Source organism: Fibrobacter sp. UWB16 (genome assembly GCF_900215325.1).
GTDB lineage: Bacteria > Fibrobacterota > Fibrobacteria > Fibrobacterales > Fibrobacteraceae > Fibrobacter.
This window is the reverse complement of record NZ_OCMS01000002.1, coordinates 227,274-252,936: the sequence shown is the minus strand read 5'-3', so window position 1 is coordinate 252,936 and position 25,663 is coordinate 227,274. Positions and strand designations below refer to the sequence as shown.

The 25,663-nt window shown below is 49.2% G+C and carries 18 protein-coding genes and 1 tRNA gene; 8 read left to right on the top strand and 11 right to left on the bottom strand.

The features are described from left to right. Positions 1-24: 24 nt before the first annotated feature. Entirely contained in the window at positions 25-651 is a 627-nt protein-coding gene (locus tag CRN95_RS06470) for a hypothetical protein (RefSeq protein ID WP_088629397.1), read from the bottom strand. 71 nt (positions 652-722) lie between these two features. Here CRN95_RS06470 and CRN95_RS06465 point away from each other — a divergent pair. The 4 genes from CRN95_RS06465 (at position 723) to CRN95_RS06455 (ending at position 5,854) form a co-directional block, all read left to right on the top strand. After that, a tRNA-Gly gene (locus CRN95_RS06465) sits at positions 723-795 on the top strand. 465 nt (positions 796-1,260) lie between these two features. Next, entirely contained in the window at positions 1,261-2,616 is a 1,356-nt protein-coding gene (locus tag CRN95_RS06460; RefSeq protein ID WP_097020417.1) for an MAC/perforin domain-containing protein, read from the top strand. A 66-nt stretch (positions 2,617-2,682) separates the two neighbouring features. Further along, positions 2,683-3,729, top strand: a complete 1,047-nt coding sequence (locus CRN95_RS14655; protein WP_141099824.1) for a hypothetical protein — start codon at positions 2,683-2,685, stop codon at positions 3,727-3,729. Further along, positions 3,716-5,854, top strand: coding sequence for a C13 family peptidase (locus tag CRN95_RS06455; RefSeq protein ID WP_159462286.1), 2,139 nt, complete (start codon positions 3,716-3,718; stop codon positions 5,852-5,854). Before CRN95_RS14655 ends, CRN95_RS06455 begins: the two co-directional genes overlap by 14 nt. A gap of 24 nt (positions 5,855-5,878) precedes the next feature. Here CRN95_RS06455 and CRN95_RS06450 read toward each other — a convergent pair whose 3' ends face one another. The 4 genes from CRN95_RS06450 to CRN95_RS06440 form a co-directional block, all read right to left on the bottom strand. Further along, entirely contained in the window at positions 5,879-6,967 is a 1,089-nt protein-coding gene (locus tag CRN95_RS06450; protein WP_235002914.1) for an HAD-IIA family hydrolase, read from the bottom strand. A 105-nt stretch (positions 6,968-7,072) separates the two neighbouring features. Further along, positions 7,073-7,717, bottom strand: a complete 645-nt coding sequence (locus CRN95_RS06445; protein ID WP_088629401.1) for a hypothetical protein — start codon at positions 7,715-7,717, stop codon at positions 7,073-7,075. 70 nt (positions 7,718-7,787) lie between these two features. Continuing rightward, positions 7,788-7,925 (bottom strand): hypothetical protein, encoded by a 138-nt coding sequence (locus CRN95_RS14815; RefSeq protein WP_159462285.1) that lies wholly within the window; start codon positions 7,923-7,925, stop codon positions 7,788-7,790. 80 nt (positions 7,926-8,005) lie between these two features. Next, complete coding sequence (locus CRN95_RS06440; protein ID WP_088629402.1) at positions 8,006-8,914, bottom strand: aspartoacylase; 909 nt, start codon at positions 8,912-8,914, stop codon at positions 8,006-8,008. Positions 8,915-9,072: 158 nt separating this feature from the next. Here CRN95_RS06440 and CRN95_RS06435 point away from each other — a divergent pair, with 158 nt between their 5' ends. The 4 genes from CRN95_RS06435 (at position 9,073) to CRN95_RS06420 (ending at position 18,224) form a co-directional block, all read left to right on the top strand. Continuing rightward, positions 9,073-11,043, top strand: coding sequence for an LTA synthase family protein (locus CRN95_RS06435; RefSeq protein ID WP_097020416.1), 1,971 nt, complete (start codon positions 9,073-9,075; stop codon positions 11,041-11,043). Between the two features lie 15 nt (positions 11,044-11,058). Next, the gene (locus tag CRN95_RS06430) at positions 11,059-13,647 is read left to right on the top strand and encodes an MMPL family transporter (RefSeq protein WP_235002913.1); all 2,589 of its coding nucleotides are present in this window, start codon (positions 11,059-11,061) and stop codon (positions 13,645-13,647) included. A 90-nt stretch (positions 13,648-13,737) separates the two neighbouring features. Continuing rightward, positions 13,738-17,613, top strand: a complete 3,876-nt coding sequence (locus CRN95_RS06425; protein WP_097020414.1) for an SNF2-related protein — start codon at positions 13,738-13,740, stop codon at positions 17,611-17,613. A gap of 62 nt (positions 17,614-17,675) precedes the next feature. After that, positions 17,676-18,224 (top strand): pyridoxamine 5'-phosphate oxidase family protein, encoded by a 549-nt coding sequence (locus CRN95_RS06420; RefSeq protein ID WP_088629406.1) that lies wholly within the window; start codon positions 17,676-17,678, stop codon positions 18,222-18,224. Positions 18,225-18,272: 48 nt separating this feature from the next. On the opposite strand, the gene ribF is transcribed toward CRN95_RS06420, so the two are convergent. The 6 genes from ribF to rimP all read right to left on the bottom strand — a co-directional run bounded on the left by ribF (position 18,273) and on the right by rimP (position 25,494). Further along, entirely contained in the window at positions 18,273-19,166 is an 894-nt protein-coding gene (gene ribF, locus CRN95_RS06415; RefSeq protein WP_085490840.1) for a riboflavin biosynthesis protein RibF, read from the bottom strand. 49 nt (positions 19,167-19,215) lie between these two features. After that, complete coding sequence (locus tag CRN95_RS06410; RefSeq protein WP_235002912.1) at positions 19,216-20,175, bottom strand: tRNA pseudouridine(55) synthase TruB; 960 nt, start codon at positions 20,173-20,175, stop codon at positions 19,216-19,218. A gap of 96 nt (positions 20,176-20,271) precedes the next feature. After that, a complete protein-coding gene (rbfA, locus tag CRN95_RS06405; RefSeq protein WP_014546935.1) occupies positions 20,272-20,625 on the bottom strand; it encodes a 30S ribosome-binding factor RbfA in 354 nt (117 codons plus the stop codon). Beyond that, positions 20,625-23,723, bottom strand: coding sequence for a translation initiation factor IF-2 (gene infB, locus CRN95_RS06400; protein ID WP_235002911.1), 3,099 nt, complete (start codon positions 23,721-23,723; stop codon positions 20,625-20,627). The genes rbfA and infB overlap by 1 nt, the downstream gene beginning before the upstream one ends. A gap of 81 nt (positions 23,724-23,804) precedes the next feature. Continuing rightward, complete coding sequence (gene nusA, locus CRN95_RS06395; RefSeq protein ID WP_088629410.1) at positions 23,805-25,028, bottom strand: transcription termination factor NusA; 1,224 nt, start codon at positions 25,026-25,028, stop codon at positions 23,805-23,807. 13 nt (positions 25,029-25,041) lie between these two features. Then, positions 25,042-25,494, bottom strand: coding sequence for a ribosome maturation factor RimP (gene rimP / locus CRN95_RS06390; protein WP_014546932.1), 453 nt, complete (start codon positions 25,492-25,494; stop codon positions 25,042-25,044). Positions 25,495-25,663: the final 169 nt, after the last annotated feature.

The window sequence follows — 25,663 nt, the reverse complement described above, 5'->3', positions numbered from 1 at the left end:
TGAAAAGCCGCGCATTTTTTTCAGTTACTTTTCCGAAGCTTTATCGGCTTTCTTTTTCGCTTTGTTCGGAGATGCTTTGGGCGTTGCTTCGGGCTTATTCGCCAAAACAACATATAACGTATCGTGAATCACGACTGTATCACGCACGACAAGCGTATCATGAACAAAGACCGTATCGCGAGAGCAAACAACATTTACAGCACTGCTTGCGGGAACCGCCGCAGACGAAGAAATTGCATACGAGGAACTCGACTTAACCACACTAGAGCTATACTGCGCTGCACTTGATTGAGCGATTTTTGCACTCGAAGATGTTGCAACCACAGCTGATGACGTTGGCATTTTTTCAATCACCGTAATCAACGAATCACGGACATTGCGGAGGCTATCCAACTGCTTGCGATAACGCGTCTTGTTGCCCGGACGGCGTTCTCTAGAATACTGAACTTCAATCTTATCGATTTGCGATTCAACGCCCCTGAGTTCATCATACACAGGGCCTTCGCCCTTCACAGAACCACTCGGCGTAAAGAAATTTGCGAAGCTATCAAAAAAGCCACGCTTTTCACCTTCGCCCCAAACAAGATTCGTCGCCACAAGACAAACAAGCGCCACTACGCCACAAACAGATTTAAACTTAAGTTTTTGCATATTTCAATAATAGAAAAAAAGAAGGCATCCCTTTACAAGCCCCCTAATTTTACTAAATTAAGACTACCCATGCGGGAGTAGCTCAGTTGGTAGAGCGCGACCTTCCCAAGGTCGATGTCGAGGGTTCGAGACCCTTTTCCCGCTCGAAAAAAGAGAAACCACCTATCAGGTGGTTTTTCTTTTTTTATATGGTAAATATAGGTTGAGAACCCGAGAAGAGGGTTCGACAAAATTCGGTCATGGACGAAGTCCGAAGAGCGAATTTTGGAATTATCGCGCAAGCGATAAGCCCGTTAGGGTGAGGAGTCAGCCGCGTTAGCGGAGACTGACGACGAATCAAACCCTGTTGACGCCTACGGCGTCCGCGGCTGCACTCGGTTATAAAATTATGCAAGCATAATTTTGCAACACTCGTTTTGCACGCTATTCCCGCTCGAAATAAGAGAAACAAGGCGCAACCTCTTTTTTTCCCAAAATGCTCCAACTTGGAATATTCAAATTTTGATACGATTTTATTACAATTATTATTGACTTTCTTATCAAAAAAAATATTTTACAATCAGAAAGCGCACAAGCGCCAAAAAACCTTTCTTAAGAAGGAGGGAAATCATGAATTACTCAAAAACTCAGAAATTCTCTGTAGAATTTTCTCTCATATGCGCAATGACCGCAGGTCTTGTCGCATGTTCCGACTCCGACTCCCCTAGTGGCGGAATCAAGCACTCCATTTCAGTTGAAGTCCTAGGAAAGACCGTCAGCGACACATTGAAGTTCGACATGACGGACAGCACCTACGATTTCAAAATCGAGGCCGACGGCAAATGGAAAATCGAAGACAAAACGAACTTCATCCAGTCCATTAGTCCGACTTCGGGCGAAGGCGATGCAACCGTGAAGGTCCGCTTGACCACAAACGATATGGATGAACGTTTTACAGGTAACCTGCGCATAGAGTTCCCTGAAGACACATCCCTGAACAAGACAATTACTGTAGTGCAGAAGTATAGTGGCGACTATGCTGACAATGCTAGCGAGTTGTCGCAATCGAACAAAATCTATGCCGTTGGTTATGGCTACGATGCACTTACAGGTAGTTACGCCGATTACAGTTCGCTCAAGGCAGAAATCTTTGATACCAAGACCTTGATCGAGGATGAGGTAATCTCGTCAAGCCCCACCAAAGTCGATGTTGAATTCTATAAATGGTCCGGTTCGGTCTTTGCAGAATATGAAGAATGGCTTGATGAATTGGCCGGAATCAGTGTAGATAAGGGCTGGTTCTATGGCGAATACACAGAGGCGTTTACCGATTGGACCTATGAAAATACATTCGCTGAAATTGCCGTATCCTATGCCAATGTAACCGTAAAGACGGTCGACTTTGAAGAAAGCGAATTAGATGATGCCATATCATCTAATATGAAAAAATCAGCCTACGCAGCCATTAACGGCTTAGACTCAAAATACCCGAGCGATAACACCGGTTTCAAGAAATTGATCCAACGTTACGGAACCCACGTCGTGTTGGGCGCTACACTAGGCGGCCGAATCCGTCAAGCTATGGCGTCGAAGCAATCCTATGAATTCGAACTCATGGATTATCTAAAAGCGGTATATGGATATACATTTAATAAAGCGGCTTACATAGATGAAGAAGTATATACCAGCTACGAAGAAGAATATGATGAGCTGAACCTTAAAGTGACCGTATCCGGTGGTGATGCCGAGAAGGCGTTGAAGATTACAGATTCCAAAATTCTGAAGAAGGATGATGTGAATGCTTGGAAATCTACCCTCGCAGAAAATGCAACACTGGTCGATTTCTCTGGCAGCAGTCTGATGCCGCTATACGAGTTGATTGACGAAAGTCTCGGTAAAGAAGCCGTAACCCGTAAGAAGAAGCTCAAAGAATACATGGAAAGCTCCAAAATTTTGTCTGACTTCGATGTCATAGTCCTCAAATAAAACCGTCTACAACAAACTTAACTGACCTAAACATTCCCCCAGTTTGGGGGAATATTTCTTCATTTCATGACAATGATATTTAGATTTTTCTTAGGATCATTTTTGCTTTTTTTATTCGCTTGTTCCGACAGCGAATCTGTTGGCGTTTCCGAAAACTATTCGGGAATAGCAAATATCACGTTGGTTGCAAGCATCAACGGTATAGGCGACAACAGCTACAATGACCAGATATTGGCAGGACTTTTTAGGCTCTACGAAGATCAAGGGGTTCCATTTCACTTGGTACAGCCAGAATCCATAGACGAAGCAGACTCTCTTGTAAAATCGTGGCTCAAAAAAAATGCCGATACAGATTCCTCGCTGCTCATATTAGCTTCTTCGGAATACATGGGGTTAGCGCAAAAGCTCAACGCCCACTTTACGGGGGATGGAAACAAAATCTTACTATTTGAAGCCGATTCTGCGAAACTCCCGCAAAACGTCTATTCCTTTTCTATCGACCGCTACGGGGCTAGTTACTTGTCCGGTGCGATTTTAGGCATAAACCCATGTCTCATTTTGGCGGCGGCTCCTGGATTTGCGACCCTCGAAACATCCATAAACGGCTTTAAGAAAGGTTATGAAGCACATAAGACGGTGAAAGATTCGCTACAGCTGGTTTATGTGTCAGAAACAGAAAATGACGAAGCAGCTTTTAACAACATCGAATTCGCCTACATGGCAACATACTCGGTCCTGAATTTTTTTCTAGACGCTGATAGACCTTCAGCCATATTTCCGCTGCTAGGGGGAGCCATCAAGGGGGCGCGCCGTGCAATGATTGATTTACCGAATACGGGTCATTTCATGATTGGAATGGATGTTGACCAGAGCGGGGTTTTGCCCAAGGTGCCTTTTACGCTGACGATTTCCATCAAGGAAATCGTGGTGCGCTATCTGGAAGAATGGCTTTCGGGTAAGGAATGGCCACGTTTCCGTTCTTTGGGCCTGGGGGATGGCGCCACGGCGATTGTATTCAACAAAAATTTTGGCGATACGAAAAACTTTGAAGCCCGCCATGACAAGTATTATGATGAAGCTGTTAGCGAGGAGGCTCGCCATGCCAAGAAATAGTCTTCTTTCGTTATTGTTTGTTACATTGCTTTGTCTTTGTGCGTGCTCCGACAATTCATCCTCGGCCAAGTCCGATGTCAATACGCAAAAGTTTAAAGTCGCCGTCATGGCTACGACTTCTGAAATGCCCCGCTGGAAACGCTGCGCCAAGTGGGCTTTGGAAAATATTGACAAAGCTCAGGCTGGACTTGACCAAAAAGTAAAACTACAGCTGGAATTTAAAAACCAGGATGATGCCGATATCGACTCCTACATGGAAAAGATTGCGCACGACACGGACTATGTGGCCATTGTTGGCCCTACGCAATCGGACAAGGCGTACCGCATGGCGGAACTTTTGAAACAAAGTACAAAACCGATTCTATCACCGAAGTCCTCGAATGTGGAATACCAGCGAACCTTTGCCAATATGCCGAACCTGTGGAACTTAGTCGAAAATGATTTTATGCTGATAGAATCGGCATTCTCGCATTTGGCGAGCTTTTCAATAGGTGCGTTTGCAGAAAAAATAGAGCTTACTCTTTTGGCGCCCTCTAGCGAATTGAACGGGAACCTTGTCAGTTCTTATGTGGACTGGCTTGGCTTTATGGCCGAAGAATTTGACTTGAAAATTGATAGGATTTTCCTTTATAATGACGAGACTGAATTGAGAACGCTTGTGCAAAAATATCTGGACCGTAAAAACCAGTACAGCGTTCTGCTGTTCGAGCCTTACAATGACAAAATGGCACTAGCCCTCGATGATGAACTATATCGACAAAATGTGGATTCACACGGAGGAATTCGCATGATATGTTCCAGCAACTTCGTCTCAGATTCTATCGTGAATAAACTTCACTATGATTTTTACCGTGGTTTTGATTTATATGCAAGGCCCGAATCGGGTTTTGCTCAAGCTTATCATGAACACTTCAACGAAGGAATCCTCAATGGCGAGGCTCATTTCTTTGACGCCCTGTATATCTTAGCATATGCAGCTTCTTATTCCATTTCGTCGGGTCTAGAGTTGAACGAATCCATTAGAGCGGTGCTAGAAGGAAGAGATGGTGTCGGTGGCGATTGGATGGTTGCAGGAATGCAGGAAAACTTCTTGGCGCTGCAAAACGGCCACTTGCCTGATTTAGCGGGTGTGTCAAGTTCATGGACTTTCCAAAATAGGGACAACAGCGTAAGCGGTTCCGTATATCGTGGGTGGAATATTGCTAATCATAAATATGTGACAAATGATTTTACCAGCAACGATAATTCAAAGCATTCGGTGAATCCGCAGGACAATTGGCTGGAAATTTTTAAAGCCAATGTGGATACGAGTTTTTTCAATAATGCGGATACGAATATTTCTTATGCAGATGTTTCAAAACGCTGGGCGCTTTTGGTGGCGGCATCTTCTGGCTGGGCGAATTACCGTTTCCAAGCAGACATCTTTGCCTTTTACCAAAAACTCAAAAAAATGGGTTACGATGATGACCACATTATCGTGATTGCCGAAGACGATCTTGTGAATCATGAACAGAACCCCTACCCCGGAGAATTATTTGTCCGCTTAGATGGCGGCAACGTGTATGAGCCCAACGTGATTGATTACAAATTAAGTTCACTTGATCCACAAAAAATGAAGGATGTTCTAACAGGGAAATCAAGCAAAAGTTTACCCAAGGTAATTCAGGCCAAATCAACTGACAATGTTTTTGTATTCTGGAGTGGACACGGAATTCCTGGTTATTTGGAATATGGCAAAAATAAAATCAGTTACGAACAGATTATTTCTCTGATAAAACAGATTCCGCACCGCAAGGTACTAGTTGCCGTAGAAGCCTGCTATAGTGGAGGTCTCGGAGAAACAGCGGAACAAGCAAAGCTCCCTGGTATCATTTTTTTGACTGCGGCATCACCTTATGAAACAAGCAAGGCCGATGAACGAAACGAAGAAATGGGAGTCTACTTGACTAACAGTTTTACTCGTGGCTTTACGGAGCTATTGAATGAAGCGCCCGACGCCTCCTTAAGAGATATGTATATCGAGATTGCAAGTAAGATTTCAGGTTCTCACGTACAACTGTATAACGTAAAAAATTACGGAAACATCTATAAAGAAACGATGGGCGAATTTTTTGTGATAAAATAAATGCGCAAGCTTGGTTCTTTTATTTTACGGTTCCAAATAATAATCCGGGCGGATTCCAAGCGCAGCTTCATCTGCATCTAATTCTGCGGCAGGAACATTTCGACCGACAACAAGCGCCGAATCAAAGCCCGCAATTTTCGCACCATACACGTCCGTTCCAAGCGTATCGCCAATCATCAGCACGCGAGAGCCCGCCGGGATCGATGCTTTAACACGTTCCCAAATTTGCGGGAAAGGCTTGCCCAAGTAATAAGTTTCGCAACCCATTCCCCCATTAGCGTCGCACATGGAATCACGGCGCAAACGTTCCGAGAGTGCGCCCGAAACAGGCTCGCGTTCAGTCTCGCCATTTTCATCAGGGGCTTTCGGAGCCCAAGCATCCGAATTCAGCACAAGAAGGATTGCACCCGGCTTCTGCAAAATCTTGACCGCACGCGCATAAGTTTCTGGCGTATCTTTTGCCGAAGAAATCGCGACTATCGGCTCGGCAGGTTCTGCATCCATCGCAACTGCAGTAATTCCGCAGGCTTCCAAAACATTCTTGCCAGTCTCGCGGCCAATGTAATAGACTTCGCGCAATTCAAGCGGTTTCGCGAAAATTCCACCCGCAGTTTCGTTCACAATTCCGGCAGCCGTATTTTTCGCGATACCCGAACGCAGACGTTCCACGAGTTTCGGCAGCAAGCTTCCCGACGAAATCGTTTCTTCCGTCGAAAAGTCAAAGCCACGCTTTTCTGCAGCACGAGCCAAGACGCCATCCACATCGGAAGCGGCATTTGTCACCAAGCGGAGGATTTTACCAGCACGGCGAAGCATCTGGAACCATTCCATAGCGCCGGGATAAACAAATCTATCGCGATTGTAGAGTGTGCCGTAGCCGTCAAAGCAAAAAACATCATAACGGTCCAGCAAATCCGCCATGTAAACACGGCGAGGGACTGCACAGGAATCGCCCTGGATCCTATCGGGCAGAGCCCTCCAGGATGACAATTCAGTTTTGCAAAGAAATGGAGATCCCGGAACTAATCCGGGATGACATGTAAAGGAGCACGCCTTTTGCGATTCAATAATTTGCTTGTAACGCAGATAAATTTCTGTTTCAAATTGTTCCATTAAAATTCGCTTTTGACCATCATCTTAGCGAGAAAGATGATTCTTAAACTCTAGATTTGACTGGATCCTTCGCGATGCTCAGGATGACAAGTGCGCGATAAGCGATTATGCGTCGCTACGGAGGATGCCGTAATCGCGACCTTCTACGGGAATCACGAGCTGCAACTTCGAAAGCGTATCGATATGCTTTTCAAAGACGACCTTGAAATCTTCGCCAAGTTCTTCTTCGTCATCGTGATCGAGATTGTAGGCAACGTAGCTACCATCCGCAAAAATCGAGATGCAGCAATCCCACGTGATATCGCCTTCCTGCGGCTGTTCGTCATCGGCACGGTCCTTGCTTTCGAGCATCAGAATCGGGCGCGGTGCAGGAATCGGTTCGGCATGGCCGTTTTCAAAAATAAAGTAATTGCGGCTCACGAGTTCATGTTCAAGAGCCATCGTACTCGGCACGCGAGCAAATTCACCACGCAGACGGTTGATGTTTCCAAGATCGTCTTCGTACGGGTCCTGGAAATCTTCGGGCAGCACAATCTGGTAATAGTCAAACTTTTTACCGCTAGTGGCATAGTTGTCCTGCCAAGACTGAGGCGGTTCCGGGCGAATCGTCAAGAAGTCTTCAAAGGCATCCAGAATATCGTTCAAACGGGAAGTCCAAGGTTCGTCCTTCAACTTCTGCACGAGTTCCATAAAACTGTTCAGGCTTTCTTCGCCCGTGATAGACTTCAATTCTTCTTCGTTTTCTGCCATATCAGACCTCTGTTTTTACGCAATAAATGTAGAAAAGTATCTACGATCCAAAACTAGACTTCACTGGATCCTATCGGTCGCTTGCGCACCCTCCAGGATGACGAATTCTAAATAAAAGGCGATGCCGTCCCCATTCGCGGATCATGACCACATAAGAGCTAGTTGCATTCAAGGCGAGTGTCGCGACAGGCTGCTTGCAGACTGTCATGATTGAGCCGAAGATGCTGACGCAAAGCGTCAAAGTTCTAAGTGGTCAAAGAGAACGGAGTCCGGCATGACAATGCGAACTTACCATTCTTCCACGGTTTTCACCGTGAGGCTCATGGCAATGTCTTTCTCGTAGTACGCAGGTTCGTTGATGAATATCGGGTAGACCGAGCGTCCGTCCGATTCGCCCTCGAACAAGATGTCCTTGCCATCAAACGTACGGAAAAGTTTATCGCCTTGTCTGAGTTCGCGGTAATCGTGACCATCCAATTCCGGGTGGATCATCGCCTGTATGGCACCACCACCCTGCGGCTTCGGGTAGCCCAAGTCTCGTAATTGCGTATAAACTTCAACCTTAATCGGGGCGCGCTTTTGCAACTCGCCACGGTTCCATTCCTCGGCAAGTTCCAAATAACGTTTCACGAGCTTCTCGGAGCGTTCAAAAATGGCGGCGTTCAGCGTTCCATGCTGCTGCGGGCCAATTTCAATGCATACGTCCGCCTTGGCGACCGTTCCAAAGTACGGCGAAGCGCTACGTTCTTCGGGCTGGTAATAAATCCAAGCGTCCTCAAATTCTTGCGTGAGCACTGCCGATGCCTTCATCGTAAACGGATCACGTGTCGAAAGAATCAGGCAATAGCCCATGTTCGAGCCCGTGTTGTGCACGTCCAGAATCAAGTCGGTACGTGTATTTTCGCCCTTGGGTCCATAAATCTTATTGAGTTCACGAGCGCGACGGAATTCATACTGCGCAGGTTCTACACTCACATCCAGGCAAGTCTGCGAAAAAGCGCGATTCAAGTCATGATCGCGATAACGTCGATTAAGGCGCACCGCCTCGGGATTGCCAAGGACAACATCTACCTTGGCGCTTCTACAAAGCGTATTATAGCATTCCGGATGAGCCATCCACTTTTCGACCAGACTCACCCCTGTTCGTTCATTGCCATGCGTTCCACCGGCTACGACTATTGTATTGATCTTACTCATAATTCATCTATCTATTTATAATTGGCCGAATCTTAACGCCCAAAAGATACAATTTTTATCTAAGGTTCGTTACACTCCATCCAAAAGATTCCACCGATCATCTGTTTTCAGCCAACCACAGCCGACAGCGATTTCGAATAATTCTATATTGCACAGGTATGATTAAGAACGGAAAAAATAGGTTTTTTGATTGCATTTCACCGCTTTATTGGTTCGTTTTTGCGCTAATCCTTATTTTGGGCCGTTTTGCACTTTTATGTTCCCTTTACATGCTAGACACTCCTTTTGGAGGACCTCTAGTTTCAAATTTCAATAGGTTTATCTGGTACGCCCTATACGCCGAAATCGGACTAACCACCTCAATTGCGTTTGTATTCGCTATAATATCCCTGATTGCGCGTGGTAAAGGCACAAAAATCATAAAAATTGTCTCCATCGCAATTGCAAGCATTTACATCATCTTAAGCGGTACCAATGACGAAATCATGCGCTGGCTAAACCAGCAACTGACTATTTCGTATATACAGACTTATATTTTTGCAGCAACAGACCTTGGGCTGTCTAAATCCATTTTTCTAGGTGATGCATTCCACTTTTTACTGACTGCGGGTATCGCTATTGCTACAATCGTTGGCATATGCCTGCTTTCATTCAAGTTTTCTTCCCATAAGATTTTTGTTCCCACCGCTAAAAAAAATCGCATCTACATCATCGTTCTTTTGGCACTTGCCATTGTCGGCTCGACAAGTCACACGTGGTTTAACCCATCGGCCCGCCGTTGGGACAAGATTCGCCCCGTATTCTACACATTGCTCGATAATGTTCTTAGCAACTTCGAAATGGGCAAAAAGAGCGACAATTACGACGAAGGCATTCAATCTTTAGGCGGCATTCCTTCTAAAGAATACCCCTTCTGGAAAGAAGTCGAAAACGAGACGGACTCGCTAAATGCATTCAAGCAACGCTCCCTAGATCAGCGCCCCGACATCATTTTGCTGACCATAGAAAGTTTGCGTGGCTGGACAAGCGACATGCGCGTTAAAGCCAACTGCAATCGATTCCCCAATCTTTGCAAGCTAGCCCAAGGCGGCCTCTACTTCCCCAATGCCCACAGCGTCGGGTTCCCGTCCATTGAAGGGATGCTCGGGATCATGGAAGGTGTTTACAGTTTTCCGCAGGGGATCCTCTTAAACAGCTATCCAAATCTGCGAATGCGTTCCATTTCCGAGATTCTTTCTGACGCAGGATACTACACAGAAGTTCTCATCGGATCAGACCCCAAATTCGACAACAGTCACATTTGGTTCAAAAAATGGTTTGACTATAACGAATACAATCCCGATAACGAAAACGACGTCGCCCTCGCCAACCGTTTTGTTGAAAGATATCGTGAACGCCCAAAGGACAAGCCCGTGTTCTACCACTGGCTCAGCCGAAGCATGCACGTATCCTTCGACCTTCCCGAAGACATGGGCCCAAAGCCAAGCAATCCCGATTCCGCCTACATCCGTGCCGAAGCCTATATGGATAGCGCTCTTGGCATCATCATGAACGAAATCGCCATTAGCCCACGTGCAAACCAGACCTTAATCGTTCTGACAGGGGACCACTCGCTCCCCAACGACGCCCATAGCCGTCAAAATGAAAAACTTGGGAAAGTCACGGATGGCAACACCTGGATTTCCCTGATGTTCAATGGTCCGGGCATTGCTCCTAGTATAAACAGAAATCCAGTTTCCCAGGTCGACATTGCACCTTCCATATTGGGCTACCTCCATTTGAACATTTCAAACCACTTTATGGGATTCAACTTGTTGCAACAGGATTCGTCTCTTTCGAACAGAAGCACGCCCGTTTTCGCATTTAGATTTGGCGATATGAGCATGCGTGAGGATTCCACGACTTACTTTTTCCCGCAATTTTCAAAGTCGACATCAATCATCGCCTATCGAGCTTTGTTGGAGCCCTCATGGGATACGAACAAACCGGTATCTGGCTACACTTCCGGAAAAGCAATTGACCTTTCAACTGACGAACGTCAAAAGATCGTAAAACAAATGCAAGCCGCAGCCAAAGCGTGGGAATACACCGTCCACACGAATCACCTGATGCCTGACAACAAGAATTAATGATATATAGGAGCAATGATGAACAATAAAAAAAGCCTGATAGAACGTTTTTCGAACTGGTACATTCCACTTATCTGTAGGCACCAGTACAAGGCTCTTGCATTCTACCTGTTACTTGCACTCCTCTGTGCAATCCCTATTCTTTTCAAGCCAGGGCTTAAACTCGATGCAGACCTATCGCACCTTTTGCCCGAAGACACTCCTAGCGTCAAGGCGCTCGAAGAATCTTACCAGAGATTCGGTTCTACAGACCGTTTCATGATAGCCATCCAGAGCGAAGACGCAAATCTGGTCGCCGCCCTGCAGGATTCCATCAGTGATTTTATCCACAAGAACTGGAAAGGCGATTACGTTTCGACTCAGGTCGATAACGAAAACCAGTTTTTCAAGGACAACGCCTTACTTTATTTGCCGGTCAAGCATCTCGAAAGGATCCGAGACAATCTTGAAGATTTGCAACTCGAAATCGGCCGCAAGAACGGTCCTTTAGTTGTCGACTTGCTGGAATCTTCATCCACAGATTCCTCGACCACGGAAAAGAAAGAACGCGTATGGTTCAGCGCAGACATTCCGCAGGAACTCGGTTTGCCCGACGAAGCCGCAAGCGCATTCGATTCATTCTTCAAAAAGAAAACGACAAACAACGGCAAAAAGTCAAACAAGTGGGATCCGAAATCAACACTCCCCGACAATCTCAAGAGCCGTTTGATTGGTTCCCCCCGCCCCGACAGCACAGGAAAGATTCTGTTTAACGGAGCCGTCCGCGCAAAGCTTATCAAGCCCTCGACAGACTACGAATTTGTAACCCATATTCTTTCTCGCACCGATTCCCTGCTCGCTTACTTTAACAGTAAGACCTACCCGGTACCGACTCGCTTTACCGTCGAAGGCACCTATGAAGGCCTTAAGGAAGTCGACGAAGTTGCCAACGATTCCATTTTCTCGTTCGGCATTAGCCTTGTGCTGATTATTTTGCTCACGATGTTCTTCTTCAGAAGCGTCAAGGGTCCTATCCTTGTGACCTCGACAGTGCTTTACGCCTGCCTCCCGACACTTGCATTTACAGCGATTTTCTACGGCAAGCTCAATCCGTTTACGGTGTTCGTCGCATCCATTATTTTGGGTATCGGCATCGACTACGCCATCCACATTTTGGGAACTTCGCAAAAACTGATGAGCAAGTATGCAACACTTGAAGAAGTTCTCGAAACAGCCCAGCGCAAGATGCTCAAGCCATTCATTCTGGCAAGCTTTACAACCATTGCAGCATTCCTCACGCTCCTCGCCGCCCACTTCCGCGGTTTCTATGAATTCGGCGTGGTCGCATCGATGGGTGTGCTTTTCAGTATGCTCACGTCCGTCTTGGTGCTCCCGGTGTTCATCAAGTGCATGGGCGGCATCCCGAAGGCCCCGGACAATACCCTTTTGCCCAAGTCCTGGGACGAAGCCAAGATTCTCAAGTTTTTCAAGTACGTCGCCTTTGCTGGTTTTGCACTGGGTGCCGTATCGCTCTGGTACGCTCAAGATGTAGACTTTGAGCACAACCTGCGCAACCTCCGCCGTGTCGCAACCGTCAAGCAGCAAAAGACAAACAAAATTGCAACTAGCGTGACGTATGTCGATAACCGCGCAACATCAACACCTGCTGCAGTCATGGGTAGCAAGCCCGAACAGCTCGACAAGCTATACGATACCTTGATGATCAGGCTGCACACAGAAAAAGATTCCACATTAAGAAGCTTCCTCACTTTAAAGACATTCGTCCCGGCACAGGATTCGCAAAAGCAACGTCTGGAAATCATCGAAGAAATCCGTGATCTTGTCGAAGCACGTGTGTTCGACAAGGCCGAAGGTGAAGATTCCACAAACATTGCAAACTTGCGCAAGCTCGCCAATGTCGAAAGCACCTTTACTGCAGAAGACATTCCGGGATGGGCTTTGGACCTGCTCCGTGAAAAAGACGGCAGCTACGGTAAAATCGGCTTTATCTACGGCGACTTCCCGAGCTGGGATGCAAATGCCCTGCACAGATTCCAGAGGCGTTATGGTCGTTGGAATTTCGATGGCGAAGACCTTCGCACATTCTCATCGCAGTTCATCCTCTCCGACGTGATTGATTCCGTCAAGCAAGACAGTTTCAGACTCGCCCTCGTCATCATTCTCGTGATTATCGGCACGCTGATTATCTCTTTCCGCAAGCCGAAGCTTTTCCTCGCCGGCAGTATTTCATTTGGCATGGGCGTTCTCCTCACACTCGGGCTCCTCGGATACCTGACCGCCACGTTTGAGTTCGGCAAAATCAGCATCTACAACGTGATTGTCATCCCAATGACTCTCGGTATCGGAATCGATGCAACCATCCACATGATTACCTCCTGGGTATCCGATAAGAACCTTACCCTGCGTCAATTGATGGATACGACAGGCCGTAACGTAATGGCAAGCTCTACCACGACAATTGCAGGCTTTGTTGGATTCCTGTTCACGACACACCGCGGCCTCAAGGGCATTGGCGACCTCGCCTGCATCGGCATTGCGATGTTCCTTGTCACAAGCATCATCTTTACCATGTACTTGTGCGGAGCCTGGCTCAAGAAAAAATAATTGCGATTAAAGCATAATTACGATTAAGGCGCCCGGTTTATGCCGGGCGTTCTTTTGTTCATTTGAGCACTTTTTACTATATTTGCGCCCATGGATTTTGGAAGTTACGGAAAGACTTGGTGGGCAAATAAGTGGCTTAGCTCGATTCTTGCAACGGCAAGCGAGCAAGCGGTTTTGCAGGGGCTCAAGTTTGCCGCACGTGGCCAGGTCACAAGCATCGACATCGTCGATAACCGCGTGATTTCCGTGGTAAAAGGCCCGAATGGCGGCCTCCACAACAACTACATCGTCTTCCCGAAATTTTCAAAAGAATCTTCCGAAATTTTCGTGAGCTTTTTGAAGCAGCAGCCTGCAGAACTTTTGGCGTTAAACAACAAGGCGCTTAGCCCTTCGCTTGAACTTTTAATGAGCAAAAGCGGTCTCCAGCTTTTTGACGATCCGGTCAAAGTCAACATGGGCTGCGACTGTCGCGACGAACGCCCGTGCAAATACCTCGTCGCCACATTTTTGAAAATCGCAGAACAAGCTGACAAAGAACCCAACGTTCTATTCAAAATTCACGGACTCGACCTGGAATTTATCAAAGACTACAAGCCGGATGCGATGGAAATGGAAGCGCCCAGCGAAACTAATCTCGTGAGGTCGTTCAGCAAGGCAACAAGACTCGTAGGCTCTAGTGCCGAAAATGAAACCGGGAATAATGCTGGTATTTCGGAAAATGCAGACGAAAAGCGCGCCGGAGATGCCACTACTACGAGAAGCGCCGGGGACAGCGACGAACGTGCTGAACAAGAAGCAAGGCACGCCGCCGAACTTTCTCATGCGGAAGACGTGAGCGCTAGTTTATTTGGTGGGTATAAGGGTTCGGGCCGCGAATCGCAAAACAGCATCCCTCCCAAGCAACTGCCCACATTCGATTTCAAGAGTTGGAAAGACTACTCGCACATTCTTCCCGCGATGTTGCAAAACTTCCCCAAGTTCTGCCCCGCCGGAAATTTTCGCAAGAGTTTTACGGATGAACTAGAATCGTGCCACAAGTTCTTTACCGACTTCGAGAATTTTGATGCGTTCTCGGAACAGTTCCGCGTGAATAATGCGAAGACGTTCCTGATGGAAAACGAGCAACTGCGACTATTCCACAAGCCCGGATGGCATTGGAATTTCGAGCAGTCCATGGCCGACAAAGTCATCAATAGCAACCTCACCGTCACAAACGTGATGGGCGCACTTTGCTGCCTGAGCGCCGGGAATTTTTCGTGGCACCATTACTCCGTGCGTTACTTGCACTTGATGTTGCAAGTGGCATTTTACCTTGTGCGCACCGGAGCGATTTATCCGCAAGTTTTCTGGATCGGGAAAGACGTAGCGCAAATGCGCTGGCTCCCCGCCGAAATGCTTCCCGAGATTCTCTACATTGTTGCCGATCTCGAAGTCACCGCTCCGCGAGAACTTGCGTGGACAAGCAAAGAAGAAGCCTTCTTTGAAATTGCGGAACCCGCCGAACATATTCTTTCGTTGTTCATCTCGCAGCTCCTGAAATTTGCACGCAAATACAAGACGCCGCTCAAGACGAATCATGGCAATTTGCTCTCGTTCTTTTTCGATAGCGTTTCAGGGAAGCTCGCGAACAACGCTCACGCCATTCCGGGGAAAATCCAGCAATGGCTTTCGGTATATTCTTGCCTCGGTTGCCGCACGCAGATTCTCTTTGTCTGTAGCGAAATGGATGAAGATGTAGCGCTGGACGTTTTTGTACTTGATGAAGATGCTGCGAGACGCACGCCACTTTCGGAACTATTCGAAAACAACGACTCGCGACTACTCTCGATTATGAGCGTTCTGAACGGCATTGCCGATGGCTTCAAGCCGCTCGATGCCTATTTGGAACGCCGTGCGAGCGAACCGATTTTGATGCGAGGCGCCGAACTCCTCGAATTTTTGCAGGATTGCCTTAAAAAGCTCCAACTGTTTGGCATCCAGACAGAAATTCCAAAGAACCTTTTGAACATCGGAAAACCGAAACCCAAGATGCGTTTGCAAGGCAGCATGAGCTTTGGTGCATTTACAGCCGGCGACCTGCTCGACTTTGATTGGGAAATCGCCATCGGCGATGAAAACATTTCGGCAAAGGAATTTTTGGAACTTGCAGAGCAAGCGGACGGACTTTTAAAATACAAGTCCAGTTACGTGCAAATTACCGAACAGGATTTGCAATCCATCCGCGATAAAATTGAAGGCAAGTCTGGCGCAGACGCCAAAGGCAAAAAAGCCGTCAGAGAAGCGAATGGAACAGACGCCGAAAGCTCCGCGAAAAATGGCGAAAACGAAGGCGAAATTCTCGAAGAAGATTCCGTTCCAGAAATCACGCAGGCCAAGCTTGTGCAAGCTTGCTTCACCGGCGAATGCGACAACATCCCGGTCGAAATGGCGAGCGATTTCAAGCAGCAGTTCGATGCCTGGCGCGCCGAAACAGACATTCCTTTGCCCGCGAATCTAAACGCAACTCTCCGCCCCTACCAAATGCGCGGCTACTCCTGGATGTACAAGAATCTGGAAATCGGATTCGGTTGCATTCTCGCCGATGACATGGGCCTCGGCAAGACGCTACAAGTCATTACGTTCCTCCTCAAGATGAAACAAGAGGGCAAATTCGCGGAGAAAAAAGCCATTGTCGTAATGCCCGCCGGCCTCCTTTGCAACTGGCAAGTCGAAATCAAGAAGTTCGCACCGGAACTCACGTTCTTTGCGTACCACGGAGGCCGCCGCAACTTGCAAAAGTTCAACGCCGACGTATTGCTCACGACGTATGCTACGTTCCGCAAGGACTTTGCCGAACTCGACAAACACGAATGGCAAACGATTATCATCGACGAAGCTCAAAACATCAAAAACGCCGATAGCGAACAGAGCAAATTGCTCCGCCGGATGCGTGCGCCCATGAAAATTGCGATGAGCGGCACTCCAGTCGAAAACCGCCTGATGGAATTTTGGACCATCATGGATTTTGCGAACCACGGGTTCTTCCCGAGCGCAAGCGAATTCCGAGAAAAGTTCGAAACGCCGATTCAAAAGAACGGCAACCAGATTGTTGCCGAAACATTCCGCAAAATCACAGCGCCGTTCATGCTGCGCCGCCTCAAGACCGACAAGAGCATTATCAGCGACTTGCCCGACAAAATCATCCAGGACGAATACGCCGAACTCACTCGCTCGCAAGCCGCCCTTTATCAAAAAACGCTCGAACACTTTATGCAAGAGCTTGAGATGGAGCAGTCCCTCAGCGAAAAGGCAAACGATGCCCACGCACTATTCAAGCGCAAGGGCATTATTTTGCAGATGATTCTTGCCCTCAAGCAAATCTGCAACCACCCCGCCACATTCCTGAAAGGGTTAGACGACAACGCCGCGTCCCAAAAGTCCAGCAAGCTCGAATCCGGCAAGATGCAAATGCTCTTGGACCTTCTCACCTCCATCCAAGAACAAGGCGAAAAGACGCTCATATTTACGCAATTTGCCGAAATGGGCCACTTGCTCAAATCCACCATCGAAAGTGAACTCGGTCTCCGCACGCATTTCTATCACGGCGGTTGCACACAAACGCAGCGCTCCGAAATGATCCAGGATTTCCAAGAAAATCCGGATTGCAAAGTCCTCATTCTCTCGCTCAAGGCTGGTGGCACCGGCCTCAACCTCGTCGCCGCCTCGCAAGTCATCCATTACGATTTGTGGTGGAACCCCGCCATCGAAGCGCAAGCCACCGACCGCGCCTTCCGTATCGGCCAAAAGCGCAACGTCCAAGTCCACCGCTTTATCACCAAAGGCACCTTCGAAGAGAAAATCAATTCACTCCTCGAAACCAAAAAAGCTATAGCCAACTTGACCGTGAACGCCGGCGAAACATGGCTCGCCGACATGGACGACAAGCAACTCGCCGAAGTCTTCTGCCTGGACAACACAATTGTGTAGAAATTTAAATCGAAGCCTATATTATATTTAAATTCAAACAGCGTAAAAAAAGTTGAGGTAATATGCGGCGCAAGGACAGAGAAGTTTTAGGCGATGAAAACATCGCGAAGATTATCGAACAGTGCACAACATGCCATGTCGCGATGGTGGATGACACAAACGCAGGCCTACCCTACGTAATTCCGTTGTCATTCGGATACAGCCTAAACAGCGGCGTTCTGGAACTGTATTTCCATTGTGCTCATGTCGGAAAAAAACTTGACTGCATCCGCAAAAATCCGAATGTCGCATTTAGCATGTGCGTTGAAAACCGCATCGAGATTCACGAAGAAGCCTATTGCAAAAGCGGGCGCTTTTACGCAAGCGTTGTCGGGCAAGGCAAAGCCGAAATCGTCGAAGACGTGACTGAAAAATGCCGCGGACTCTCGCTCCTAATGGAACGTCAGGCAACAGGTTCCACGCACCACCCAGATTCCGCGCGTTCCTCGCAATCAGCGATCCCGCACAAGTTCGAATTCACGCCCGAACAAGCCACCACCGTGACCGTCTTCAAAATTACGAGCACCAACTTTACCGGTAAAGCAAAAAACGACAAAACTCAAAAATGCTAGAAAAGTCAACTTGTAAAAAGTATTTACAAGTTGCTCATGCTAGTTCCCTTACTCCGCCCAGTGATTTCCGTTATAATTTTTGGCGGTGTCGGCGTCCATGCCAATCTGGCGGACCAAATCTTCGATGCTTGCGAATTTTTTTTCGGGGCGCAAGAAGGCGAGCAAGTCCAGCGCTAAATGCTGGCCGTAAATGTCTTCGTTAAAGTCAAGCAGATACGCTTCGACCGCAAGGTTATGCGTTCCGGGCGTTGTCGGTTGCGTTCCGATGTTCACGACAGAGCGATAAATGCGACCATCCGAGAGTCTTGCACTTGCAACATACACACCGCCTTTCGGCAAGAACTTGAACTGTTCCATCTGCACATTCGCCGTCGGGAATCCAATCGTATGACCAAGGCGTTTGCCAACCACAACCGTTCCAGACAAGCGATACGGGCGCCCCAGATAAGTCTGCGCGCGGTCCACATCGCCGTTCAAAAGCGCATTGCGCACTGCAGAAGAGCTCACGCGTTCGCCCTTGTGCAAAACCATTGAAAGCATCTGCGTCGAGAGTTCCGGGAACGCAGCGGTAATCGTCTCGTAATTGCCTTTGCCGCCGGCACCGAAGCAATGGTCGTGTCCAAAGAACATCGAAACGACTTCGCGCTTTTCAATCAGTTCCGTGCGGACAAATTTATCAAACGGGAGTTTTGCCAATTCGTGCGTGAACGGCAATACCAAAAATTCAATGCCAAGGCTCTCGACAAATTCGCGTTTTTCTTCGGTCGTCGTGAGGAGCAACGGATCGCCCGGCCCACGCAAGACGTAATTAGAATGGGGTTCAAAGCTGATGACCGTTGGCTGCAAATGGTTCACTTCGGCAACCGCCTTGAGCGTGCGAAAAAGCGCCTGATGCCCCAAATGGCATCCATCAAAATTACCCATTGTCACAGCGCGTTTCATTTAATCATCACCTTATCTGTCATTCCCGACTTGATCGGGAATCACCTTTTTAATCATCACCTAAAAAGAACTTGGGGCAAATGCGGCCCGGGTCATAAACCCCAAGCCCAATCACAGCGCCATCCTTATCGGCGGTAAAGACAAACTTTTCCGCCCCAGGCGTTGTGCTTAAATTTTCAACAGGAGTGCGCCACGGCACCCAATTTCCTAAACGAATTGCTTTCACCTGGTCGTCATTCAAGCGGACAACCGGGAAATCAAGCACCTGGTCTACAGGGAGCAAATGTTCCGGCGTGAGAGCGTCCCCACGAACAGCGCGATCCACAGTCACATCACCAATGCGGTGGCGACGGATCATCGAGACGCAGCCGCACGTACCAAGCGCACGAGCCAAATCACGACCGAGCGAACGGATGTACGTTCCCTTGCTGCAATTGCATTCCAAATCAAACGTGGCAAAGCACTTGCCGGTACAGCCTTCCGTAACCTTGCCCTCGTCCACGACTTTGAGCGATTCGATATGAATGCGGCGAGGCTTGAGTTCAATTTCACGACCACGATTCGCCAAGTCGCTTGCGCGATGGCCATCGATTTTCACAGCACTGTAATTGGGCGGAACCTGGTCAATGTCGCCAATGAACTGCGAGAGAACAGCTTCGAGGTCCGCGCGCGTCACCGAAGGCACTCCGCACTGGATCCTATCGCCTTCGGCTCCAGGATGACAACCACTCTCGTCTCTCGTCTTTGGACTTTCGCTTTGCTCAAGTCCCAAATGCTGGGCTCGGTCATATCCATGCAAGCATGGCTGCGACTCTCGCCCCACGCATTTGTCGTCTACCTTAACCACTTCCCCGTCCCATTCCAAGGTATCGGTTTCATAGCCAAGGTGGAGCCTGAACGTATAGCACTTGTCCTTCGCCTCAATGTAAGGCAAAAGGCGCGTTGCACGACCCGTAGCGGCAATAATGAGCCCGCTTGCACGCAAATCGAGCGTACCTGCATGGCCCACGCGTTTAGTACAAAAGACCCTTTTCAGAGGGAAAAGGGCCTTAAAAGATGTTTCACCTGCAATTTTGTCCAAGAGGACGAAGCCGGAAGAGGACAATTAAAGTTCCCCTTTCTGCTTCAGTTCTGCAAGGATTTCTTCAATGTGCATGGCATGTTCGAGATTTTCGTCAAGAACGAACTTGAGCTCCGGAACCTTGAAAATCTTCAAGGCCTTGCCCAAGACGCCACGGATAAAGCCGGCGGAATTGTTGAGTCCGACAAGCGTATCGCGCTTTTCTTTATCGGAACCCATCACCGAGACGAGGGCCTTTGCATAGCTCAGGTCTTCGGTAATGTCCACACGGGTAATGCTCGCGAGAGTGCTCACGCGCGGATCCTTCAAGCCCTTCTGGATGAGCTTGGAGATCTCTTCGCGGAACTGCTCGCCTAATCTATCGGTTCTACGAGTCATTAAGCGTTTTCCTTCGCTGCGGCAGCTTCTTCAGCAGCCTTCTTTGCCTTTTCTTCAGCTTCTTCGCGGGCAACGTCTTCCAACGTACGGGCGACCTTGACTTCCTTGAAGAAGATGAGGCTGTCGCCTTCCTTGATATCGTCGTAACCCTTGAGGCCGATACCGCATTCAAAGCCACGAGCGACAGACTTGACGTCGTCCTTCATGCGCTTCAAGGACTGGACCACGGTCGTACCGAGTTCGATACCGTTGCGGTAAACGCGGACATGGCTCGTGCGGTCGACTTCGCCGTCGGTAACCATACAGCCAGCGATGAGACCAACCTTCGGGACCTTGAACACCTGGCGGATTTCGGCTTCGCCAACGAGTTCTTCGCGCATGATCGGCTTGAGGAGGCCTTCCACAGCGTTCTTGATATCTTCAATGCAGTCGTAAATCACGCGGTAGTTGCGGATTTCGATGCCTTCCTTCTGGGCCATTTCGCGGACAGCGAGAGACGGCATAAGGTGGAAGGAAATAATGATAGCCTGTGCGGTCGTTGCAAACAGGATATCGGATTCCGTAATCGTACCCACACCCTTGCGGATGATGTTGACGCGGACTTCCTTGTTGGTAAGCTTTTCGAGGGAAGCGGCCAAAGCTTCTGCAGAACCACCCACGTCGGCCTTGACGATAAGGTTGAGTTCGGAGAGCGTACCTTCCTTCTTTGCGTTGAAGGAGTTTTCAAGAGAGACCGTCTTACGGGCGCGGAGATCGCGTTCACGAGCGGCCATACGGCGCTTGGAAGCAATTTCACGTGCGGTCTTTTCGTCTTCCACCACGACAAGTTCGTCACCGGCCTGCGGAGTACCGTCAAAGCCGAGCACCTGGCACGGAGCAGACGGAGGAGCTTCCTTCATCTGTTCACCGCGTTCGTTAAACATGGCACGGACACGACCTGCGTAGATACCGCAAACAAACGGGTCACCCACATGGAGCGTACCGTTCTGCACGAGGATCGTAGCCATGGAACCCTTACCCACGTCGAGCTTGGATTCAACGACAGCACCACGGGCGTGCGTATCCGGATTGGCCTTGAGTTCAAGAATTTCAGCTTCGAGAGCGAGCGTTTCGAGGAGGACATCCATGCCCTGACCCGTACGTGCAGAAACTTCGATACAGCTGGTCTGACCACCCCACTGTTCGACTTCCACACCGCGTTCTGCGAGCTGGGCGCGAATCTTGTCCGGGTTTGCGGTCGGAAGGTCCATCTTTGTAATGGCGACGACCATCGGCACATTTTCGCGCTTGGCAAGTTCAATACATTCAACCGTCTGCGGCATCACCATGGAGTCAGCAGCCACGACGAGAACGATAACGTCGGTCACCTGGGAACCACGAGCACGCATAGCACTGAAGGCTTCGTGACCCGGAGTATCGAGGAAGGTAACCTTGCCCTGCTTGGTGGTGACTTCGTATGCACCGATGTGCTGCGTAATGCCACCCGATTCGCCGGACACCACGTGGGTCTTACGAATCCAGTCGAGGAGAGAAGTCTTACCGTGGTCAACGTGGCCCATGACGGTAACCACCGGATGACGCGGCTGGAGATTTTCCTGAGATTCTTCCTCGATGCCGAGAGCTTCTTCTTCGTATTCTTCCATCAGCTGAGCTTCGTAACCGAATTCATCAGCCAAAATTTGGATCGTTTCGAAATCAAGGCGAGCGTTAATGGTCACCATCATGCCCATTTCCATGCACTTTGCAATGACGCGTGCCGGCATCTGGTCCATGAGGCCTGCGAGTTCGCCCACGGTAATGAAGTCAGAAGTCTTGAGGATCTTCTTTTCTTCACCCGAGTTGTTTTCGGAATGTTCCTTGTGATAAACTTTCTTGACCGGGTTCTTGGAGAGGGATGCCATCACGCGGGAGACGTTCTGACGAACGGCTTCCTGCTGCTGTTCCCTCTGCATTTCCTGACGGTCCTTAGTATTGCTACGGCGGTTCTTGTCGTTGCCATGGCGGCCGTTCTGGCCCTTGCCATTGCCCTTGCCGTTCTGGTTGTTCTGACCGAGAGACTGGTTATTGTTGTTGGAAGCGTTGAAAGCTTCCTGCATGGAACCGCTGGAGAATCCACCGTTACGACCGGTATAGCCGCGGCTACTGCTGCTAGCGTTACCGCCGTTCGGGCGACGATTATTGTTGTTATTGTTGCGGTTATCGTTACCGCCATTGCCGTTGTTCGAGAGACGGCCAAACGTACCCGTGTAACCCTGGCCATTGCCGCCATTGCGGTTTCCACCATTCGGACGGTGGTTGTTGCGAGCGGCCTGAGCCTGCTGGCGAGACTTTTCGATACGGGCAAGGATTGCAGCATCGGGCTTGAAGACCTGAGCCTTCATCGGCGGCTGCTTGAGTTCTGTCGTAGCAGACATCATTGTCGGCTGCGGAGCAGCGGGCTTTGCGACGGCCGGAGCGGCAGGCTTTACAGCCGGAGCAGGAGCAGCAGGCTTCGGAGCTGCTTGTGCAGGCGCCGGGGCGGCAGGCTTTGCCTGAGGTGCCGGGGCCGGTGCAGGAGCGGCGGGCTTTACAGCCGGTGCGGCTGGAGCAGCAGGTGCTGCGGCAGGTGCGGGAGCAGGTGCTGCCGGCTTCGGTGCCGGAGCGGCAGGAGCGACTTGAGCCGGAGCAGGTGCGGCAGGCTTCGGAGCAACTTGTGCAGGTGCCGGGGCGGCCGGTTTTACGGCAGCCGGAGCAGCGGGCTTTGCGACCGGGGACTTCGGATCCTGTTTAGCGACAGGCTTCGGAGCATCCTTGCGGGCGCCCGGGCCTTTCTTGAGGCTCACCTTCAAGCCAAGTCTGTTCGTCGCAACCGACGTTTCCTTCTTCTTTGCAGGAGCGGAAGCGGAAGAATCAGATTCAGAAGCTGTAGGCCTCTTGAGATTCTTGTTGCGGGCATCCTGCTTCTGTTTTTCGGCAGCGGCAGCATCCTCGATTTTAGCAAAGTCTGCCATATCCAATTTGGACATATGGGTACGAACTGCAACGCCTGCATCGCGGAGCAGCTTCATCACCACATCAACCTTCAATCCATGAGCATCTGCCCAATCCTTAGGTTTCATTTGAGATTCATTCGTCATGAATAGCCTATTCAATTCCTTTTCTTATTCTTCCGTTAAACTATTTGCCCTGCGCAAAAGTTTTTAAGCGTTCACGTCCTTCTTGACAGCTGCGGCCTTTGCCTTTCTGTCTTCGTCCATACGCTTCGCTCTCATTCTTCTTTCATCCTCATAGTTCGGAGCGAGGATGTTGTTCTTGGCTTCTTCGTCCATCTGAGACCATTCCTGTTCTCCATGAACGTCAAGCTTGCGATCCACCAAACGGCCGGCGAGTTCCACGTTCTGGCCACCCTTACCGATAGCCTGAGCGAGGTTTTCGTCATCCACGATGATCACGATACGGTCCGTATCCGGAACCGGGAACATCTTGAGGACAGATGCCGGAGCCAAGGAACGCTGAACGAACACGTCGAAGTTTTCGTCCCAATGAACGATGTCGATACGTTCGTTGCCAAGTTCGCGGACAATCGTCTGTACGCGAGCACCCTTCATGCCGACGCAAGCGCCAACCGGGTCAATCTTCTCATCGCGAGAGTAAACAGCGATCTTTGCACGGCGATTCTTGGAGTCACGGGCAACAGCCTTGATTTCGACAGTGCCTTCGTAGATTTCCGGAACTTCCTGACGGAGCAAAGCCTTGAGGAAGTCAGCGTTGGATCTAGACAAAATAACCTGAGCACCGCTCTTCGTAGATTCTTCCACGCGTGCAATCACAGCCTTCACAGAAGCGCCCTGAGTCAAGCGTTCGTGCGGGATCTGTTCGCGAGCCGGGAGTTCAGCTTCAATCTTGTTGCCAAGGTCAACGATAACATTACGTTGTTCCAAACGGAGCACCGTACCGTTGATGATCGTACCGATGCGGCTGCGGTAGATGTCCATGATGCGCTGGCATTCGGCACTGCGGATGTGCTGGGTCAAGAGCTGCTTTGCAGTCTGGATAGCCTGACGACCAAAGGAGGAGGTCGGGAGTTCCATATAAAGGCTGTCGCCTGCCTGAGCATCTTCGTTGAAGTCGCGAGCTTCATCGACGAGCATATAGCCTTCGTCCATTTCAGCAACTTCTTCGGCAGTCATGTTCGGGTCGTAGTCCGGATAGTCATCGACAACTTCGACGTTCAAGAACACATGGACTTCGTTGGTTTCCATGTCGATATCGACGTTGATCTTCTTTTCGATGTGCAGATACTTGCGGGCCGCAGAAATAAGAGCCTTCTTGAGGGCGTCCAAAATCACGGAATCATCGACACTCTTGTCTTCAACGACTTCCTTGAGTACGTCGAGCAAGTTTACTTTCGGTTCGTTCTTCATATAGTTGACCTTCCTATTTAATTTCTACTTCGACCTTGGCCGAAAGCACTTCGGACCGCGGTATGACGATTTCGCCGGCATTGCCCTTGAGCTTGAGCGTCAGATTTTCTTCGTCGGCATTCAAAAGTTCACCAGTCACTGGCTTGCCCGTCGAGCGTGTCACACGGAGCAGGCGCCCCTTGTTGCGTTCAAAGTCCGCCATAGACTTGAGGGGGCGGTCTATTCCCGGAGAAGAAACTTCAAGCGTATAAGCGCCCTCGATCAACTCGGGATCCAGGTCCAGCGCATCCGAAAGGAAATGACTCACGTTCGTGCAGTCATCGATAGTAACACCTTCGGGCTTGTCGATAAAGATTCGCAATGTCTTGCGTTTGCCAGCACGGAACACATCAGCTTCCACAAGCGTAACAGATGCGGACTTGCATGCATCGGCAATGAGAGAATTCAGTTTTTCTTGGGCGACCAAATAAACCTCTTACAATAAACGGCGTTCGTATTCGGACCCGAATCCGGCTCGTTCAAGCCAAATTTGAACCCACGAACGTCAGTACACACCAAATAGAGAAATTTTTTTGCCCTTAGGCAACTGCAATTATATGAATTAGGGGGTATAAGGCCCCGCAACGCGACCTATT